15 protein-coding genes are annotated in these 19,569 nt (G+C 73.3%); 6 read left to right on the top strand and 9 right to left on the bottom strand.

The features are described from left to right. Positions 1-24 precede the first annotated feature (24 nt). On the bottom strand, positions 25-1,356 hold the full coding sequence (locus ACZ407_RS12815) for an LCP family protein (protein ID WP_468127979.1): 1,332 nt from the start codon (positions 1,354-1,356) through the stop codon (positions 25-27). 105 nt (positions 1,357-1,461) lie between these two features. Here ACZ407_RS12815 and ACZ407_RS12820 point away from each other — a divergent pair, with 105 nt between their 5' ends. Then, positions 1,462-1,998, top strand: coding sequence for an acyl-CoA thioesterase (locus ACZ407_RS12820; protein WP_468127981.1), 537 nt, complete (start codon positions 1,462-1,464; stop codon positions 1,996-1,998). Between the two features lie 69 nt (positions 1,999-2,067). Here the strand turns inward: ACZ407_RS12820 and ACZ407_RS12825 are convergent, their stop codons facing one another. Then, the gene (locus tag ACZ407_RS12825) at positions 2,068-3,591 is read right to left on the bottom strand and encodes an LCP family protein (RefSeq protein ID WP_468128060.1); all 1,524 of its coding nucleotides are present in this window, start codon (positions 3,589-3,591) and stop codon (positions 2,068-2,070) included. 95 nt (positions 3,592-3,686) lie between these two features. Between ACZ407_RS12825 and ACZ407_RS12830 the strand changes: the two genes are divergently transcribed. Then, the gene (locus ACZ407_RS12830) at positions 3,687-4,712 is read left to right on the top strand and encodes a glycosyltransferase family 2 protein (protein ID WP_468127983.1); all 1,026 of its coding nucleotides are present in this window, start codon (positions 3,687-3,689) and stop codon (positions 4,710-4,712) included. 85 nt (positions 4,713-4,797) lie between these two features. Here ACZ407_RS12830 and ACZ407_RS12835 read toward each other — a convergent pair whose 3' ends face one another. From ACZ407_RS12835 to ACZ407_RS12850, 4 genes are all read right to left on the bottom strand, one after another. Then, positions 4,798-6,564 (bottom strand): LCP family protein, encoded by a 1,767-nt coding sequence (locus tag ACZ407_RS12835; protein WP_468127985.1) that lies wholly within the window; start codon positions 6,562-6,564, stop codon positions 4,798-4,800. Positions 6,565-6,696: 132 nt separating this feature from the next. Continuing rightward, a complete protein-coding gene (locus ACZ407_RS12840) occupies positions 6,697-8,436 on the bottom strand; it encodes an LCP family protein (protein WP_468127986.1) in 1,740 nt (579 codons plus the stop codon). A 223-nt stretch (positions 8,437-8,659) separates the two neighbouring features. Then, a complete protein-coding gene (locus ACZ407_RS12845; RefSeq protein ID WP_468127988.1) occupies positions 8,660-9,814 on the bottom strand; it encodes an LCP family protein in 1,155 nt (384 codons plus the stop codon). Positions 9,815-10,453: 639 nt separating this feature from the next. Continuing rightward, entirely contained in the window at positions 10,454-11,203 is a 750-nt protein-coding gene (locus tag ACZ407_RS12850; RefSeq protein ID WP_468127990.1) for a TIGR03089 family protein, read from the bottom strand. A 149-nt stretch (positions 11,204-11,352) separates the two neighbouring features. On the opposite strand from ACZ407_RS12850, the gene ACZ407_RS12855 reads away from it, so the two are divergent. From ACZ407_RS12855 to ACZ407_RS12865, 3 genes are all read left to right on the top strand, one after another. Then, positions 11,353-13,215 (top strand): peptidoglycan recognition protein family protein, encoded by a 1,863-nt coding sequence (locus ACZ407_RS12855; protein ID WP_468127992.1) that lies wholly within the window; start codon positions 11,353-11,355, stop codon positions 13,213-13,215. Positions 13,216-13,317: 102 nt separating this feature from the next. Next, positions 13,318-14,448, top strand: a complete 1,131-nt coding sequence (gene manB / locus ACZ407_RS12860; RefSeq protein ID WP_468127994.1) for a mannose-1-phosphate guanylyltransferase — start codon at positions 13,318-13,320, stop codon at positions 14,446-14,448. A 209-nt stretch (positions 14,449-14,657) separates the two neighbouring features. Then, positions 14,658-15,665 carry a DNA-3-methyladenine glycosylase family protein gene (locus ACZ407_RS12865; RefSeq protein WP_468127996.1) on the top strand — a complete coding sequence of 336 codons (1,008 nt, stop codon included), beginning with the start codon at positions 14,658-14,660 and terminating at the stop codon, positions 15,663-15,665. Between the two features lie 79 nt (positions 15,666-15,744). Here the strand turns inward: ACZ407_RS12865 and ACZ407_RS12870 are convergent, their stop codons facing one another. From ACZ407_RS12870 to ACZ407_RS12880, 3 genes are read right to left on the bottom strand one after another with little or no spacing between them, the layout of a single operon-like run. Then, positions 15,745-17,052, bottom strand: a complete 1,308-nt coding sequence (locus ACZ407_RS12870; protein ID WP_468127997.1) for a coenzyme F420-0:L-glutamate ligase — start codon at positions 17,050-17,052, stop codon at positions 15,745-15,747. Next, positions 17,049-18,008: a 2-phospho-L-lactate transferase gene (cofD, locus tag ACZ407_RS12875; RefSeq protein ID WP_468127999.1), complete on the bottom strand. Its 960-nt coding sequence runs from the start codon at positions 18,006-18,008 to the stop codon at positions 17,049-17,051. The genes ACZ407_RS12870 and cofD overlap by 4 nt, the downstream gene beginning before the upstream one ends. A 13-nt stretch (positions 18,009-18,021) precedes the next feature. After that, positions 18,022-18,633, bottom strand: coding sequence for a cysteine dioxygenase (locus ACZ407_RS12880; RefSeq protein ID WP_468128000.1), 612 nt, complete (start codon positions 18,631-18,633; stop codon positions 18,022-18,024). Between the two features lie 654 nt (positions 18,634-19,287). Here ACZ407_RS12880 and ACZ407_RS12885 point away from each other — a divergent pair. Beyond that, the gene (locus ACZ407_RS12885; protein ID WP_226734470.1) at positions 19,288-19,551 is read left to right on the top strand and encodes a WhiB family transcriptional regulator; all 264 of its coding nucleotides are present in this window, start codon (positions 19,288-19,290) and stop codon (positions 19,549-19,551) included. Positions 19,552-19,569: the final 18 nt, after the last annotated feature.

The following is a 19,569-nucleotide window of genomic DNA, read 5'->3' on the forward strand; positions in this document are numbered from 1 at the left end:
CGGGGCAGTCCCGTACGCTCCCCGTCAGTTCGCGGGGACGGTGACCTTCTCGTCGTCCTGGATCTGCTTGACCAGCTGCTTCACCTTGGCCTTGTCCCAGACCAGGTTCCCGCCCCGGCTGCCCGAGATCGGCATGTTCATCGAGGTGCCCTCGCCACCGCTGATGCCCTTCATCGCGAAGAACATCTCGCCCAGGTCGAACAGGCCCATGTCCTCGTCCACGATCAGCGTGTCCAGGCCGGCGCCCAGCGTCGGGTACAGCTGGAACGGGTTGAGGATCGTGCCCGGGGTCGCCGCCTGGCTCGCCAGCGCCGACAGGAACTTCTGCTGGTTCTTCGTCCGCGCCAGGTCGGACTCCGCGAAGGCGTACCGGGTGCGGACGAAGGCCAGGGCCTGCTCCCCGTTGAGGGTCTGCTTGCCCGCCTTGAAGTCGGCCCCGGACTTCTTGTCCTTGAACCCCTTCTCGATGTTCATCTCGACCCCGCCGAGCGCATCGACGATGTTCGCGAAGCCCGCGAAGCCGATCTCGGCGTAGTGGTCGATGCGCAGCCCGGTGTTGTACTCGACCGTACGGACCAGCAGCTCGGGGCCGTCCATCGCGTAGGCGGCGTTCAGCTTGGTGCGCAGGCCCTTGGCCGGGTACTTCTTGCCGGACTCGGAGCCGACGAAGGACGGGATCTCCACGTCGGAGTCGCGCGGCAGCGAGATCATCGAGTTCCCGCCGGAGCACGCGGCGAGGATCATCATCGAGTCGGTCCGCTTGCCCTCGGCCGAACCCGTGTGCAGCTTCTTCTTCTCCTCGTCGGACATGCCCTCGCGGCTGTCCGAGCCGACGATCAGGTACGTGGTGCAGTCGTCGTCCTCGGGGCGCTCGATGACCTTCGACAGGTCCACCTCGCGCCGCACCTTGGAGTCGGCCCAGAAGTACGTGCCGATGGTGGTGACCACCAGCACCGAGGCCAGCACGATCGACCCCACCTTGATCCGCTTGCGCCAGTCCGGAGCCGGCTGCGGGGGCCGGCCGGGGCGCGCCGACGGGGGCGCGGGCGGACCGCCCGGGTGGCCGCCCTGCCCGGACCGGCCGGCGGGGCCGCCGGCGGGCGAGCCGTACACCTGGCCCGTGTTGTAGCCGCTGTCGTAGCCGGCGAACGTGTCGTGCTCCCGGCCCTGCTGCGGGGGCACCCCGTAACCGGACGGCGGGGGGCCGGCCGGCCGCTGCGGGCGCGGGGGCTGCTGCCGCTGGACGTGCCGCATCACGCGGGGCCCCTCGGGCTGCGTGTGGGAGCTGCCGCGTCCGTAGCGCTCGTCGCGCCGTCCGTCGCGGTCGTCGTTCCAGCCATCGGGCCAGTCATTCATGCGGACAAGGATGCCTGGCCCGGAGGGCCCTCCGACAGGGCGGGGGTCACTTCGTACCCGGGCTGTTGCACGGTCGGGCCGAAGTCACCGGCTTATGGTGACTCCATGACTGAAATACCCGGTGACCTCGTGGGCAAGCCGACCTCGGCCTCCCGCACCACGCTCAGCCACATCATGACGAGCCACGACACCAACCTCCTCGGCACGGTGCACGGCGGCGTGATCATGAAGCTGGTCGACGACGCGGCGGGCGCGGTCGCCGGGCGCCACTCCGGCGGGCCCGCGGTCACCGCCTCCATGGACGAGATGGCCTTCCTGGTGCCGGTGCGCGTGGGGGACCTCGTCCACGTGAAGGCCCAGTGCAACTGGACCGGCCGGTCCTCCATGGAGATCGGCGTACGGGTGCTGGCCGAGCGGTGGAACGAGTCCACGCCCCCCACCCAGGTCGGCAGCGCCTACCTCGTCTTCGCGGCCGTGGACGCCGACGGCAAGCCCCGCGAGGTGCCCCCGGTCCTGCCGGAGACCGACCAGGACAAGCGCCGCTACCAGGAGGCGATGATCCGCCGCACCCACCGCCTGGCCAAGCGCCGCGCGATCCGGGAGCTGCGCGAGCGCCGCGCGGCCGAGGGCCTGGACGACTGAGCCCGGGGCCCCGCCGTACGCGGGACCCGTACGCGGGGCCGGCCCGTACGCGGGGCCGGCCCGGCCCCCTCAGGTCGGGTTGCAGGTCACCTGGTCCCCGGTGACCACCCCGAACTCGCCCTGGTACGGGTCCTCCGCCCGCACCCGCACCACCCGGCGGTACTCCGTGCCCGCCGTCACCCGCAGGGTCGGCCCCAGCCCGGGCACCGCCCGCAGCTCCGAGCCCGGCAGCGCCGCGGCCAGGGTGCGCGCCGAGCGGTCCCAGCGCGGGTCGTACGCCACCACCGTGCGCTGCACGTCCCGGCTCGCCCCGGCACTGGGGGCCTGCGTGGTGTTGAAGCCGGTGGCACGCAGCGCCCGGTCCACCCGGCCGCCGAGCCCGTCGATCCGGGTGCCGTTCTCCACGTGCACCCGGATCTGCTGCGGGGCCACGTCCACCAGCACGGCCGGCTCGGCGGGCTGCTTCCGCGGCGGCGCCAGCGGCTTGTCCTCGCGCAGCGCCTCGAAGAGCCGGGCCGCCTTCGGCCCGTCCCAGCGCACCACCGAGCCCAGCCGCGGCACCGGCGAGCCGCCCGGGGCGATCGGCACCGAGGCGAACTCCGAGGAGGACGGGGTGAACTCGCGCATCGCCTGCCCCAGGGCCAGCATCTGCTCCGAGCCGAAGTTCCGGTCCGCCCGCACCGACCCCAGCAGGGTGGAGCTGACCTCCTTGAACTTGACCGGGTTGAGCAGCACCCCGCCGGTGGTCGCCTGCTTGATCAGGGCCGCCAGGAACCGCTGCTGGCGCTGCATCCGGCCCAGGTCCGCGGCCCCGTCGACGTGCCGGGACCGCACGTACTGGAGGGCCTGCCCGCCGGTCAGCCGGTGGGTGCCGGGCAGCAGGTCCAGGCCCGTGTACGAGTCGCGCATGGCCTTGGCGGTGCAGATCTCGACCCCGCCCATGGCGTCGACCGTCTTCATGAAGCTGGTGAAGTCCACCTCCAGATAGTGGTCGATCTTCACCCGGGTCATGTTCTCGACGGTCCGCACGGTCAGGTTCGGCCCGCCCTCCGCGTAGGCCGCGTTCAGCTTCACCGGGTGCGGGCCGTGGTGCTGACCGCTGGACTGGTCGGTGTGGGCGGGCACCTCCGCATAGCTGTCCCGCGGCAGGCTGATCACGCTGGCCCGCTCCCGGTCCCCGGAGACGTGCACCAGCATGATCGTGTCGGTGCAGTGGCAGGGGGCGCCGCCGAGCCGGTACTCGCGCTTGTCGTCCCGGCTGATCTTGTCCCGGCCGTCGGTGCCGACCAGCAGGAAGTTCAGGCCGTGGCCCGCCTGCGGCCGGTTCTTCATGTCCTTGAACGGGTCCACCCGCTCGATGCCGGTGTCCAGGCCCGTCATGACGGCGTGCCCGACCGCCCCCGAGCCGAGCACGAGCACCGAGAGCCCGGTCGCCAGCCGCACGCCCCAGCGCGGCCGCGCCGTCCGCCTGCCCGGAGCCGGGCGCCGGGTCCGGGCGTGCCGTGGACTGGGGGATCGGTGCGGGTGGGGCACGGGGACACCTCCGCGGGGGGCGGGAAGAAGGCGTGGGGATTCGCCACACGGTAGGCCCATACGATCAGCGCCCGGCGGCGCCGCTCCTCCGGCGCGCACCCGTGTCCCCCGTACGCGGTAACGTGACCACCGTTACCGACCTTATGAAGGACCACATGCCCACCCAGCAGCCCGCAGTCTCGGTGATCATGCCGGTGCTCAACGAGGAGCGCCATCTGCGCGACTCCGTCCGCCACATCCTCGGGCAGGAGTACGCAGGCGAGATGGAGGTGGTGATCGCGCTCGGCCCGTCCACGGACCGTACCGACGAGATCGCCGCCGAGCTCGTACGCGAGGACCCGCGTGTCCACACCGTCCCGAACCCCTCCGGCCGCACCCCGGCCGCACTGAATGCCGCCATCAAGGCCTCGCGGCACCCGATCGTGGTCCGCGTCGACGGGCACGGCATGCTCTCGCCGAACTACATCGCCACCGCCGTCCGCCTCCTGGAGGAGACCGGTGCGCAGAACGTCGGCGGCATCATGCACGCCGAGGGCGAGAACGCCTGGGAGGACGCCGTCGCCGCGGCGATGACCTCGAAGATCGGCGTCGGCAACGCCGCCTTCCACACCGGCGGCCAGGCCGGCCCCGCCGAGACCGTCTACCTGGGCGTGTTCCGGCGCGAGGCGCTGGAGCAGCAGGGCGGCTACAACGAGGAGTTCATCCGCGCCCAGGACTGGGAGCTGAACTTCCGGATCCGCGAGGCCGGCGGACTGATCTGGTTCTCGCCGGAGCTGCGGGTCCAGTACCGGCCGCGGCCGAGCGTGCGGGCCCTGGCCAAGCAGTACAAGGACTACGGCCGCTGGCGGCACGTGGTGGCCCGCTACCACTCCGGCTCGATCAACCTGCGCTACCTGGCCCCGCCGACCGCCGTGTGCGCGATCGCGGCCGGGCTGCTCGCCGGCGCCGTGCTCACCCCGTGGGCGCTGGCCGTGCCCGCCGGCTACCTCGCGGCGATCACCGCGGGCTCGGTGCCGGCCGGCCGGGGACTCCCGCTGAAGGCGCGCGCGCAGATCCCCGTGGCCCTGGCGACCATGCACATGTGCTGGGGATACGGCTTCCTGACCAGCCCCCGGTCGCTGGCGCGCAAGGTCATCGCCTCGCGCCGGCCCTCCGTACGGGCGGACTCCGCGGCCCACTGACCGGCGTACGCGGCGCAGTCGTGCAAGGGGCCCGGCCCCCCGAGTCCTCCACTCGGGGGCCGGGCCCCTGCGCGTGTGCGCGGACCTACCAGGTGAAGCCCTTCTGGACCTCCATGCAGGCCCCGCTGTCGTCGCCGTTGAGCGGGCGCGCCGAGTCGGGCGCCTTGTCCCCGGGCTTCGGGGCCGCGGCGGACCCGGAGGCCGAGGCCCCCGGAGCGGGTGCCCCCGGCCTGTCCCCGGAGGGCCAGTCCTTGCCGACGAACAGGGTCACCCCCGACACCTCCGTGGAGCGCTGCACGGCGGTCGGCGGCAGCCCGAGGGCGGTGCCCAGGGCGAGCGCGTCGCCGGCCTGGTCCAGCCCGGCGTAGCGGATCACGGTGGTGTCCTCGCCGGCGGCCTGGCTGTCGGCGCGGGCCCGGGTGAAGCCCTTGCCGGCCAGCAGTGCGGTCACCTCGGTGGCGCGGCCCTGCACGGTGCCCGCGCCCTGCTTGCCGCCGGTGGCGTTGCGGACCATCACCGGGATCTCGCCGGGAGGCGCGGCCGGGTCGGCGACGGGCGAGCCGGTGGGCGCCGGGGCGGCGGTGGTCTGCGGCTTGGTGGTCGAGGAGCCCTTGCCGTCGAGCGGGATGTCGTCGCGGACCATCGCGAACAGCTTCTGGGCGTCGCCCTCCTTCGGCTCCACCTTGCCTTCGAGCCGGTTGCTGTAGACCCACGGCATGGTCGTCATGGTGATGCGGCCGGTGGGGACCTTCTTGAGCTCCATGCTCAGGTCGAAGAGCTTGTCGATCCGGTTGAGGCCGGTGTCCACGACCATGGCCCGGATGGCCGCCTCGGCGAGGCTGTGCAGCTTCAGCGGGTTGCGCAGATTGGCGTTCTTGCGGAACTCGCGCGCCATCGAGTTCATGTACATGTGCTGGGCGTGGGTGCGGGCGAGGTCGGTGCCGTCCTCGAAGCCGTAGCGCGTCCGCAGCCACTGGAGGGCCTGCACGCCCTGGATCACGTTCTCGCCCTTGTGGAGCTTCAGGCCCGAGCCGTGGCCCTGGCTGTCGCGCGAGTACACGTTGTCCGTGACGCAGACCGGGACCCCGCCGATGGCGTCGGCCATCGACACCACGCCCTTGAAGTCGATCATCATGAAGTGGTCGATCGGGATGCCGGTGAGCTCCTGCCAGGTGGCCACCGTGCAGCCGGGGCCGCCCCGCCCGAGCGACTCGTTCGTCAGCCGGTAGCCCTGGGTGGCCTCGTACACCTTGCCGTCGGTGTCGGTGCACTTGGGCAGCTTCAGCAGGGTGTCGCGGGGCATGCTGACGACCGACATGTTGCTGCGGTCGGCCGAGACGTGCACCAGCATCTGGACGTCGGCCAGCGGGGTGCCGCCGAAGGTGTCGCGGGCGCCGCCGAGGTCCTGGTTCGCCTTGTCGTCGCGGGCGTCCGAGCCGATCAGCAGGATGTTCAGCGGGATCTGGCCGAAGGCGTTGGGCCGCGAACCGCCCAGCTTGCTGTCGCCCAGGTTCAGCGCGTCCGTCTGGATGCCGTCGTTGAGGTGGCGGTAGTACAGGTAGCCCGCCCCGGCCGTGCCGAGGATCAGGAACGCCAGGCCGAAGGCCATCCAGCGCAGCACGCGGCGCGGGCCGCGGCGGGTGGCGCGGGCCGCGCCGCGGGGCCCGCGGGGGCCGCCGGGCCGGCGGCCGGGGGAGCGCCGGCGGGTGCCCGTACCGGCCTGCGCCGCAGGCTTGCCGGAGGCGGGCTCGTCAGGCAGGCCGCGCACCGCAGCGGGCGCGCCGCCGGAGCCCGGTATGCCGTCGGGCGCCTCCGCGGACGCACCCTCCCCCCGCACACTGCTCTGCCTCAACCCGTTCCCCCCTGGTCGTCCTGTGTCCTCGGGCCCTGTGCTCAGGGCCCGTGCGCCCGCCGCGGTCGCCGGCGGCCGTCTGGCCGTTGGTCCTGCCGTGGTGCCGGCCGGCTGCGGGCGCGCCGCAGCCGGCTACTTCGCGCAGACTTCCTGGTCGGCCTCTACGCGCTGGATCCCCTCGGGGGCCTGCTCGGGAGCCGTCAGCGGGATGCCCGGCTCCTTGAAGTCCTCACCCAGGGTCAGGACCATCGGGTCCCTCGGAGCCGCGTCCGCCGCCTTCTGCTTCAGCGCGGTGGCGGGCAGCCCCATGATGTCGGCGAGGGCGCGGGCCTGGTCGGCCTGGTTGGGCGCGAACTCCAGCGTGGTCTTCTTCAGCTTCGCCGGGGCGTTGCCGAGGTTGCCGGACTTGAGCACGCCCTTGGAGTTCTGCAGCCAGGTCAGGGTCGTCCCGGCCGAGCCCTGGGGGCCGCCACCGTTGTACACATTCACCCTGACGTCGGATGCGGGCGCCCGGTTGCCTTGGAGCAGAGCTTCCTGCGCGGCGGCCTTCGCGTCCTTGGCCGCCTTCTCCTGCTGCTTCACCTCGGTGAGGGAGGTGTCCGCCTGGATCATCGAGAACAGCGGGACGGCCTTGGACTCGTCCACGACCACGGTGGCCCGGACCCGCTCGCGCGGGTTGTCCTTCACCGGCAGCGTGGTGAAGGTGATGTTCTTGGGGCTGACGCCCTTCAGCTCGTTGCCGAGGTCCATCAGCCGGTTGAGGTTCCCTATCCCCGTGTCGACGGTGAGCGCGTTGGTGGCCGCCTCCGCCAGGGAGAACAGCTTCTTGGGGTTGGTCAGGGTGTCCTTCGACTTCATCTCGCGGATCATCGAGCTGAGGAAGGCCTGCTGGGTCTTGATCCGGTCCAGGTCGCTCTCGTTGCCGAAGGCGTGCCGGGTGCGGACGAAGGCCAGCGCCTGCTCGCCCTCCAGCCGGTGGTCGCCCTTGGACAGCTTGAGCTTGGACTTCTCGTCGTCCACGTCCTTGTCGAGGCAGACGGGGACGCCGCCGACGGCCGAGCTGAGCGTCTTGACGGCGTTGAAGTCGGCCATCATGAAGTGGTCGGGCTGCACGCCGGTGAGCTTGGCGACGGTGCGCATGGTGCAGCCGGGGTCGCGGCCGCCCTGCCCCAGGCTGGTGTTGAAGCGCACGCCCTGCTGGCCCGGCACCGTCTTGATCGAGCCGTCGGGCTGCTTGGTCGGGCAGTCCGGGATGTCCGTGATCAGGTCGCGGGGGATGGACAGCGCGGTCGCGTTCGAACGGTCCTTGGCGACGTGGAACAGGATCGTGGTGTCGGCGTGGCCGACGCTCTCCTTGTCCCCGTAGCCCTCGTTGCCGGCCCCGGTCCGCTTGTCGGTGCCGATGACCAGGATGTTGATCGCCTGGTCCTTCTTGAAGCCGCTGCTGCCGCCGACGATCTCGGTGGTCTTGATGTTGTCGTTCAGGTGCTTGTAGTACAGGTACCCGCCCACCGAGACGGCGACCAGCACGAAGGCCACCGAACCGCCCGTGACGGCGAGGATCTTCTTCCCGCGCGGCTTGTCCTGCTTGCGCTTGCGCGCGCCCCGGCGGCCGCCGGGCGGGGAACCGTCGCCGCGCCGCGGCCCGGGGACGCCGGGTGCGGTACGGGGCGGGGCGCCGGGGGTGCCGGCGGGCGCGGCAGCGCGGCGCGGCCGGGAGGCCGACCGGGGAGCCGGGGGTGCCGGGTGCGGTGCGGGCGGCTGCTCTGCGGAGCGGTCCAGTCGCAGTTCGTAATTGCCGGTGCGGGGGTTGAGGACCCACTGGTCTGCGGGGTCGATTTCATCCGCCCGCCCACGGCCTTGCGCATCCACGGTTGCTTGGTCCTCCGTCGGTGCCACGCGAAGCGCCTCCCCCCAGGCGCTCGGTCATCGATCCGGCAGTGCACGGCCTGGTCTGTAGGCGGCCGGGGCACCGGACCGCTCACCCTATCCGCCCGGTTCCGCTTCAAACCATGCTGGTGACAAAATCCACTCGCCTTATAACGGGACATAGTTCGCATCCCGCTCCGTGAGACGTACTGCCTTTGGGATTGCTTTACCGGCAGGTCGCCGCGGCGGCCGTGGTCCCCGTGAACGTGGGGGCAGGCGTGGCCGTCCCGGCCGGGTCCGCGGGCGCCCGGCCGGGCTCCGGCCGGGCCTGGACCACGGCCACCGGCCGGTCCATCCGCAGCCGCTGGAACAGCCTGGCCGCGTCGGGTTCGAGGAGCTGGTCCCGGTTCGGGTTGGCCGCGTACGGCTGCCGGGGCGCGGTCAGGAACTGCACCCGGCCCACCGGGATCTCCCGCACGCTGCGGACCAGCTCGTACAGGCCCCGGAGCGAGGCGAGCGCCGGGTCGGTGGTGAGGGCGGAGGTGGCGGCGTCCAGGACCGGGTAGAGCCGGGCCGGGTTCAGCAGCACCCCGTTGCTGCGCACCTTCTTCACCAGCGAGGCCAGGAACTGCTGCTGCCGGTCCATGCGCTCGGTGTCGCTGCCGTTGCCCAGGCTGTAGCGGGCCCGTACGAAGCCGAGGGCCTGCTCGCCGTCCAGGGTCTGGCGGCCGGCCGGCAGGCGCAGCTTCGCCTCGGCGTCGTTCACCGGCTCCTTCAGGCAGACCTCGACGCCGCCGACGGCGTCCACCACCTTCTTGAAGCCCTGGAAGTCCACGACCATGTGGTGGTCGATCCGGATCCCGGTCATCTTCTCGACCGTACGGATCGTGCAGGCCGCCCCGCCGAACTGGAAGGCCCAGTTGAACTGGGCGAACCGGGCCGCGGTGCGGCTGCCGTCGGGCGCCCGGCAGGGCGGGATCTCCGCCATCACGTCCCGCGGGATGGAGACGGCCGTCGCGCTCTTCCGGTCGGCCGCCACGTGCAGCAGGATCGTGGTGTCGGAGCGCTGGGTGCCGGCGTCCCGGCCGTACCGGCCGTTGTCCTTCCCGGCCCGCGAGTCCGACCCGATGAGCAGGATGTTCTGCGCGGCGCGCACGGTCACCGCCGGCCGCTCGGACTCGTACTTCTCCAGCTCGGTGGCCGCGGTGGTGTCGGCGGTGATGTTCCCGTCGAGCTTCCGGTAGACCCACCAGCCGAGCCCGGCCCCGGCCACCAGCATCACCACGAGCGCCAGCCCGACCCACCGGAGCACCCGGTGCCGCCCCCGGACCGGGGGCCGGGGTATACCGCCGCCCTCCGCCCCGCCTTCCTTGCCCGCCACGGTCCCATCACCCCTTCCCGCTCCCGGCCGCCGGATCCCGACTGCGACCTCCGTCGATCATCCATCGGGGCGAATCGGCCGTCTCGGGGGCAGGGCCCCATATTCCGCCATGTGGGTGACATTCCGAACATAACGCCCTGCTGGGCACCCGGCCCGCCCGCTTCCGGCAGCGGGCGGCCCGCACGCTCACCGCGGTGGCGGCCAATCCCAGCCCCGCCGGCGTTTGAGGCGCGGGGGTCCGGGGGCGGAGCTCCCGAATCCCGACGGCGGCCCGCACGCTCACTGTGGCGGGGGCGACCCCAGCCTCGCCGGCGTTTGAGGCGCGGGGTCCGGGGCGGAGCCCCGAAACCACGCGGCGGGCCGCACCTTTCCGGTGGCAGGGGCCGACCCCAGCCCCGCCGGCGTTTGAGGCGCGGGGGTCCGGGGGCGGAGCTCCCGAATTCCGACGGCGGCCTGCACGCTCACTGTGGCGGGGGCGACCCCAGCCTCGCCGGCGCTTGAGGCGCGGGGTCCGGGGCGGAGCCCCGAAACCACGCGGCGGGCCGCACCTACCCGGCGGCGGGACGAAACCAGCCTCGCCGGCGTTTGAGGCGCGGGGGCCCGGGGGCGGAGCCCCCGAATCCCCGCGGCGGGATCCGCTCAAGCCGTGTGCGTGACCCGCTCGCTCTCCATCCGCTGAGCCAGCCCCGCCTCACCCAACCGCTCCAGGTTCCGGCACAGCACCACCGACCCCCCCACCGCAAGCGGCGCGAAGAGCCCCGCCGACAACCCCTCCCACGTGTCGAAGTCCAGCCCCGACAGCACGCGCGAACCCGCCTCCAGCCCCATCCGCCCGGCATCCGCCCGCGCCCGCTCCACCAGCTGCTCCCAGCTCAGCTCGGTGCCCGAGACGCTCACCCCGGCCCCCGCCGGGTCCACCGGCACGAACGGAGCGAACCGGTCGCCCTGCCCCGGGACCTCCACCGCGTAGTCCGCGTACCCGGCCGGCGGCTGCGGGAAGCGGCCCCCCAGCGGGCGCAGCGCCAGCGCCACCCGCTCCCCGGAGCAGGCCAGCCCCGCCTCCAGCGTGTCCGGGCCGCTCACGACCAGGTCCGCGTCCGCCGGGTCCCCGCCCACCTCGGCCGTCACGCCCACCGAGGCGCAGGCCAGCAGCCACACCGCGCTCTGCCAGTGCGCGGGCAGCAGCAGGGCCAGCCGGTCCCCGGGTCCGGCGGCCAGATCGCCCTGGAGCAGGTTGGCCGTCTTGGCCACCCAATTGGCGAAGGTGGCCACGGACAATTCCACCCGCTCACCGGTGGCGTCGTCGTAGAAGGTGACCAGCGGGCGGGCCGGATCCGAGGCCATGGCGGATCGCAGCAGGTCGGCAGGGGTGCGGTCGTTGGCGTTCACGCGGCCCAGCGTACGCGGGCCCCCGCGGCCGCTCGCCCGTACGGACCCGCCGGCCCTCGCCCGTACGAGCGACCGGTGACGGCGTGTCACCAGACGGGTCGTCAGTTCTCCGATGGCGGTCCGCCGGATGCGTGTCCAGCATCCTTGTCATGCGTGGATACCTTGCTTCCTCGATCGGAGTCGCGACGGCGACGGCGACCGCGGCCGCAGCCGTGACCGCACTGGCCCTCCCGCTCGCGCTCCCCACCCCGTCCCAGGCGGCAACGGCCCCGTCCGCCCCCGCCGGATCCACCCGTTCGCTGCCCCTGGTCCCCCTCGGGCCGACGGCCGACCGGGTGGCGCCCGCGCCCGGCACGGCGGTCCCGCCGCGGGCCCCGGACGCGCAGGGGCTGTCCGCCCGGGAGGTCGAGAAGTTCTCGATGCTCGGCGTGGTCTGGGACGACGCGGCCGCCGAACTCCACGGCCGGGTCCAGGTCCGCACCCGCTCCGCCCGCACCGGCACCTGGTCCGGCTGGCAGGACGTGGAAACCCACAACCGGGAGCACTCCGCCGACCCGGACGCGGCGGAACGCACCTCCGGCCGGGTCCGCGGCAGCACCGCCCCCCTGTGGGTGGGCGAGTCCGACGGCGTGGAGATCCGCGTCCAGCCGGAGCCGGACGACCCGGCCGACCCCACCGGAACCGGCCACGACACCAGCCACGACACCAGCCTCGACACCGGCCGCGACACCGGCCGCGACACCAGCCACGACACCAGCCGCGACACCGGCCGCGACACCGGCTTCGACGACGCGTGGGGCGACGCCGCGTACGCCGGCCGCCCGGACCACCGCACCGCCACCGCCCCGGGGCCGGCCCGCCACCTCCCCGCGGGCCTCCGCGTCGAACTCGTCGACCCCGGCACCGACCAGCACGAGCAGGAGGAGCAGGAGGAGCAGGAGGAGCAGGAGACGGCCCCCGCCCTCCGTGCCGGGTCCGCCGCCGACGCCCCGACCGCCGCCCGCGGGGACAAGGACAAGCCGGCCCGGCACGCGAAGAAGGCGAAGAAGCCGAAGACGAAGGCCAAGAAGAACAACAAGGCGAGCGGCATGGGCAAGGCGAGCGGCAAGGGCAGGGGAACCCCCCAGCAGCTCCGCCCGCCCAAGGGCACCCCGCCCGCACCCCCCGCAGCCCCCGGAGCCCCCGGAAGCCCCGCATCCCCGCCCGCCCCGCCCACCCCCGCCGACGACGGCGACGACGACGAAAAGGGCACCGTCGGCCTGAGCACGGCCGCCGCCGAGACCTCCGCCGCCAACCTCCCCCTCGCCCCCCTCGGCTCGTACGAGATCCCCGCCCAGACCCAGGAGGAGTCCACTGCAGACGCCCGGGACGCCCTCGAAGGCCAGGTCAGCCCCGGGGCCCGCCCGTACATCGGACCGCGCCCCCGGATCGTCACCCGCCGCGGCTGGGGCGCCGACGAGTCCCTGCGCGAGTCCGGTTTCGCGTACACGAAAACGGTGAAGGCGGCCTTCGTCCACCACACCGCCTCCGGCAACAACTACGCCTGCAGCGAGGCCCCCGCCGTCCTGCGCAGCCTGTACCGCTACCACGTGGTCAGCAGCGGCTGGCGGGACTTCGGCTACAACTTCGCCGTCGACAAGTGCGGGAACGTCTACGAGGGCCGCGCGGGCGGCGTCGCCAAGCCCGTGCTCGGCGCCCACACCATGGGCTTCAACGGCAACAGCATGGGCGTCGCCGTCATCGGCACGTACACCGAAACCCGGCCCCCGGCCGTCGCGGTGGAGGCCGTCGCCCGCCTGACGGCCTGGAAGCTCGGCCTGTTCGGCGCCAATCCGCTCGGCAAGACCACCCTCGTCTCCGGCGGCGGCAACCTCTACACGAAGGGGAGCAGCGTCAAGCTGAACGTCATCTCCGGCCACCGCGACGGCTTCGCGACCGAATGCCCGGGCAAGCAGCTCTACGGCAAGCTCGGTACGGCCAGGTCGACGGCCGCCCGATTCCAAGGGCGCTGAGGGGCCTTCCGGGCAGGTGCCGCACGGCAAGCGGAAGCCTCTGCCTACACTGACGCACCACCCATCCGTGGCGCGGCAGGAAAGCAGAGACACACCTTGACCTTGACGGAACCGACCACCACCCCGAACGCCCCGAGGCCCGCCAAGGCCCCGGCGGAGGCGATCCTCCTGGTGGGCGGCAAAGGGACGCGGCTGCGCCCGCTCACGGTGAACACCCCGAAGCCGATGGTCCCGGCGGCGGGCGTGCCGTTCCTGACCCACCAGCTGGCCCGGGCCCGGGCGGCGGGCGTCGAGCACATCGTGCTCGCCACCTCCTACCTGGCCGAGGTCTTCGAGCCGTACTTCGGCGACGGCTCCGCGCTCGGGCTGCACCTGGAGTACGTCACCGAGAAGGAGCCGCTCGGCACGGGAGGCGCCATCCGCAACGTCGCCTCCCGGCTGCACTCCGGCCCCGACGACCCGGTCCTCATCTTCAACGGGGACATCCTCACCGGCCTCGACATCGGGGCCCTCCTGGACGTGCACCGCACCTCCGGCGCGGACGTCTCCCTGCACCTCAGCCGGGTCGAGGACCCGCGCGCCTTCGGCCTGGTCCCGACCGACGCCACCGGGCGGGTCACCGCCTTCCTGGAGAAGCCGCAGACCCCCGAGGAGATCGTCACCGACCAGATCAACGCGGGCGCGTACGTCTTCCGCCGCTCGGTCATCGACTCCATACCGGCGGGCCGCCCGGTCTCGGTGGAGCGCGAGACCTTCCCCGAGCTGCTCGCCGCCGGCGCACACCTCCAGGGCATGGTGGACTCCACGTACTGGCTGGACCTCGGCACCCCCCAGGCCTTCGTCCGCGGCTCCGCCGACCTGGTCCTCGGCCACGCCCCCTCCCCGGCCGTCCCCGGCCGCCACGGCGAGTCCCTCGTCCTGGAAGGCGCCGCGGTCTCCCCCGAAGCCAAGCTCTCGGGCGGCACGGTGATCTCCCCCGGGGCGACGGTGGGCCCCGGCGCCCGCCTCCACGGCACCGCCGTCCTCGCGGGCGCGGTCGTCGAAGCGGACGCCGTCATCACCGACTCGTACGTCGGCCCCGCCGCGGTCGTGGGCCCCCGCACCGTCCTCACCGGAGCCGTCATCGGCGACGGCGCCCACATCGGCCCCGACAACGAGCTCACGACGGGCGCCCGCGTCTGGTGCCACACGACCCTCCCGGCAGGATCGATCCGCTTCTCGTCGGACGAGTAGGGGCTCCAGCCCCGCCGGGGGGCGGATCCAAGCGGCGAGGAGCCGAATCCGGTCCCGCCAGGGGGTACCTCCCAGCCCCCTCGGGCCGGGGGAATTCGGGGCGCGGGGACCCGGGTTCGGAGCCGCCGAAACCGGGGCCCGCAGGCCGATCCCCCCGGTCTCGGGAAGGGGAGGGCAGGGGAGCAGCCCCGCAGGGCTACCCTCAGAGGGTGGCCGGCCGCTTCGATCCCCTGACCCGCACCGCGGTACGCGGCGGCCGCACCGCCGTACCCGCCGGCACCCCCCGAACCCCGGGCACCACCAGCCCCGGCTCGAAGACCCGCCACTGGACCCCGCCCGGCCCGACCGACCTCGCCCTCACCCTCGGCCCCCTCCGCCGCGGCCCCGCCGACCCCACCTTCCGCACCACCCCCGACGGCTCGGTCTGGCGCGCCTCCCGCACCCCCGCCGGAGCCGGCACCCTCCGCGTCGCGATCCGCGGCGCGGAGGTCGAGGCCGAGGCCTGGGGCCCCGGCGCCGACTGGCTCCTCGACGCCCTGCCCGCCCTGCTCGGCGCGGACGACGACCCGTCCGCGTTCGTCCCCCGCCACCGCCTGGTCCACGCCTCGCACCGCCGCCGCCCCGGGCTGCGCCTGACCCGTACCGGCCTGGTCCTCGAATCCCTGATCCCCGTGATCCTGGAGCAGAAGGTCACCAGCGACGAGGCGTACCGCGCCTGGCGCCGCCTGGTCCGCCAGTACGGCGACCCCGCCCCCGGCCCCGCCCACATGGGCCTCTACGCCATGCCCGAGGCCCGCACCTGGGCCGCCGTCCCCTCCTGGGACTGGCACAAGGCCGGGGTCGACTCCAAGCGCTCGGCCACCATCCTGCGCGCCGCCCGGGTCGCCGCCCGCCTGGAGGAGGCAGCCCACATGGACCTCCCGGAAGCGGCCGCCCGCCTGGAACTCATCCCCGGCATCGGCCCGTGGACCTCGGCCGAGACCCTCCAGCGCACCAACGGCGCCCCCGACGCCGTCACCACCGGAGACCTCCACCTCCCGGGCATCATCGGCTACGCCCTCGCCGGCAACCGCGACGCCGACGACACCGACATGCTCGCCCTCCTCGCCCCGTACGCCGGCCAGCGCCACCGGGCCGCCCGCCTCATCCTCCTCACCGGCCACACCCCACCCCGCCGCCACCCCCGCATGCCCCGCACCGACATCGGCCGCCTCTGACAGCCCGGTCGGCCCGCACGACGCGAAGGGCCCCGGTCGGATCACGGATCCGACCGGGGCCCTCACGTGCGTGCACACCTCACCGCACCGCGATGAACTCCTCCGGGTCCCGGGGTGCCCGCTCCCGCGGGGCCTCCGCCGGGTGGCCGATGGCCACCGCGCCCATCGGGTCCCAGGTGTCCGGGAGGGACAGGACCTTGCGGACCACGTCCCGGCAGAACATCGTCGAGGAGACCCAGGCCGAGCCGAGGCGCTCGGCGGCCAGGGCGACCAGGAAGTTCTGGACCCCGGCGCCCGCGGCGACCACGAACATCTCGCGTTCCGCCGCGTCCCGGCGGGCGTGGCCGTAGTCGTGCGCCCCGTCCATGACCAGGCAGGGGACCGCCAGGTACGGGGCGTTGCGCAGGACGTCCCCGCGCTTGACCCGCTTCGCGACGGACTCTTCGGACTTGCCGTCCCGCCGCAGGTCCGCGATCCACGCCTCCCGCATCGCGTCCAGCAACTCCGTACGGGCGGCAGCCGATTCGAGCAGGACGAAGCGCCAGGGCGTGGTGTGGTGCGGGGCCGGGGCGGTGACCGCCGCGGCCACCGCGCGGCGGACCGCGCCCGGGTCCACCGGGTCGGCCGTGAAGGAGCGCACCGTGCGGCGCATCGTCACGGCCTCGCGGACCGCCTCCGAGGTGCCGAGCCGGAACATGTCGTCGGCGGCCGCGCGCACCAGCTCGCGGGCCGCGCCCTCGCCGAGCGCGTGCGGCAGGCCGCGGACGACCGCGACCGGCAGGCCGCCCGCCTTGCCCTTCACCAGGTCGCCGGCGGCGGCGAGTTCGTCGGCCGTCGCGGTGACCGTCACGTTCAGTTCGTTGCCGTGTGCGTCGGTGCCCCCGCGCAGGTCCTCCAGGACCCGCACCCCGGCCGCGCCGATGGCGACGTCGGTGAGCCCGTTGCGCCAGGGCCGGCCGAAGGTGTCCGTGACGATCACCCCGAGGTCCACCCCGAGCCGCTCCCGCAGCCCCTCGCGGATCCCGCGCGCCGAGGCGTCCGGGTCCTCGGGGAGCAGCAGGACCGTGCCGGGCGCGGTGTTCGAGGCGTCCACCCCGGCCGCCGCCATGACCAGGCCCTGCCGGTTCTCGACGATCCGCAGGGGGCCGCGGCGGGCCACGACCCGTACCGTCTCCGCGTCTATGGCCTCCTCGCGCGAGGAGGCGGCCGTGATCCGGCCCTCCGCCTTCGACACGATCTTCGAGGTGACGAGCAGGATGTCCCCGTCCCGGAGCTCCGGTGCGGCGGCCGCGATCAGGGCGGCCAGGTCGTCGCCGGGGCGGACCTCCGGCAGCCCGGGGACCGCCCACACCTCGTACGAGGGGCGGGCGGGGGAGGGGGCCGTCACCGCCCGGCCCCGGCCAGCTCCAGCGCCGCGCGGGCCATGGCCGCCGTGGCCTCCGTGTCCGTCATCATCAGCGGCACCGCGCGGCAGCGGATCCCCGCGGCCTCGACCTCCGCGACCGCTGCGGCGTCCGCGGTGTCCACGAGCCAGCCGTCCAGCAGCTCCGGGCCGTAGTGGCGGGCGACGGCGGCGGCCGTGGACTCCACCCCCACCGCCGCGAGCACCTTGTCGGCCATGCCGCGCACCGGCGCGCCGCCGACGATCGGGGAGAGCCCCACCACCGGGGCCGCGGCCGCGGCCACCGCCTCGCGGATGCCGGGGACGGCGAGGATGGTGCCGACCGAGACCACCGGGTTCGACGGCGGGAAGAGGATCAGGTCCGCCCCGGCGATCGCCTCCAGCACGCCCGGCGCCGGCTTGGCCTGGTCGGCCCCTACCGGCACCACGGCCTGCGCGTCCACCGCGGCGCGCATCCTGACCCAGTACTCCTGGAAGTGGACGACCCGCCGCTCGCCCGAGTCCGGGTCCTCGATCGCGACGTGGGTCTCCACCCGGTCGTCGGACATGGGGAGCAGCCGGACCCCCGGCTGCCACCGGTCGCACAGCGCCTCGGTGACGGCGCTCAGCGGGTAGCCCGCCGCGAGCATCTGCGTACGGACGATGTGGGTGGCGAAGTCGCGGTCGCCGAGGCCGAACCAGGACGGTCCCACCCCGTAGGCGGCGAGTTCCTCCTTGACGGTGAAGGACTCGTCGGTGCGGCCCCAGCCCTGGTCCTCGTTGATGCCACCGCCGAGGGTGTACATCACCGTGTCCAGATCGGGGCAGACCTTCAGCCCGAACAGGTGAATGTCGTCACCGGTGTTGCCGATGACGGTGATGTCCGCGTCGGGCGCGGCGGACTTCAGTCCGCGGAGGAAACGGGCGCCGCCGATGCCGCCGGCCAGAACAACAATGCGCATGCACCGCAGTCTGTCAGGCGGGGTGCGCGCCCTGCCGCGCCGGGGCGGAAGCGGGAGCCGGGACCGGCGCCGCTGCCGGGGCCAGGTGCGGGGTGCTGCCGTACGCGCTCGTCGTGGCACCCGTCGCCGCAGCCGCCGGCACACCCGCATGCGCGCCCGCAGCCGCACCGTGCATCGGCATCTGCGTCAGACCCGGGTGGTAGACGTGCAGGCTGACCGCGGGCTCCAGCGAGTCGTTGACGATCTCGTGCACGTGCCCGGGGGCGATGACCCGCTCGGCGCCGGTGCCGAGGGCGAGGTGCCCGCGCCCGTTGCGCTCCGTCAGCTCGCCCTGGAGGACGGTCATGACCGCGGAGGAGCGGCCGTGGTCGTGCAGGCCGCTGCCCTGGCCGGGGACCCAGCTGAGCAGCCACACCTCGTAGCCCGGCCCGGTGCGCAGCCGGTGGTACCAGCGGCTGGTGGCGTCGTACTCGACGAGGTGCTCCCACTCCGCGCGGTCCTCCGCGAGCTCCCGGGCGAGGCCGACGAACTCGGCCACCGTGGTCGGGTGCTGCTTGGCGGGCTGGAGGAGGTGCTGGACCTCGAGGATGTCGCCGGCGATCTGGAGGTCGCTGTCGCTGTTCATGGGGAGGGTGTCCTCAGGCGTATGTCAGGGCGCTGGTGCCGCTGTGGTTCGGGTCGGTTGCTGTGCGCGGGGCGCGGGTCCCGGGGCGGGGGACCGGTGCTGGAGCTCTGGAGGCATCAACAGCTGTGACAGCAACAGCGAACCTGGGCAGCGCAGAGGAACCCACGAATGGGGGTCCGGGAGAGCGCTGCGGTCGCTGACATGGGGACAAGGAGACCGCTCCGCGGGGGCGACTGTCAACCCAATGTCCGGATTGGGCGAAAACTTTCACTCATCCGGTTAACGTGTCCGGAGAAAGGTTTGTGCATGGTGTGTCCGGGGAGGTGGCCCGCAGTCGTGCCTGGTCACCACGTCATGTCGTGACCGGAATGTGATCCTCGCCGCTTCCGCCGTCGGAGTGCAACAGGGATCCGTCGGCCTGCGTCCGTTACGGGTGAGGCCGGTGCGCCGGATGTTGCGCATGGCATGTGTCACGATTTTTGGCGATATGAACACTTTCTGTATACGTTTGGTTCCGCAGAGTGAATAAGGGGCCCAATAGCAGATCTCGGCTTGACTGCCCCGGATGCACACACTTGTAATTTCACTCGTGTCGTTTGACCGCATTCGGTGACGGCATCAACACGGGGACGCAAAGACAGACGAGGGGCGCACATGACCGAGCTGTTTCAGGAACTGCTGGTCGAGGAGGCGGACGAGGAGGCCGGGTGGCAGGAGCGCGCACTGTGCGCTCAGACCGACCCCGAGTCCTTCTTTCCCGAGAAGGGCGGCTCCACCCGCGAGGCCAAGAAGGTCTGCCTCGCCTGTGAGGTCCGCTCCGAGTGCCTCGAGTACGCCCTCGCCAACGACGAGCGATTCGGCATCTGGGGCGGTCTGTCCGAGCGGGAGCGCCGCCGACTGAAGAAAGCCGCCGTCTGACCCCCGGCCGCGCAATCC

It is taken from the genome of Streptomyces sp. NPDC030809 (assembly GCF_055572195.1).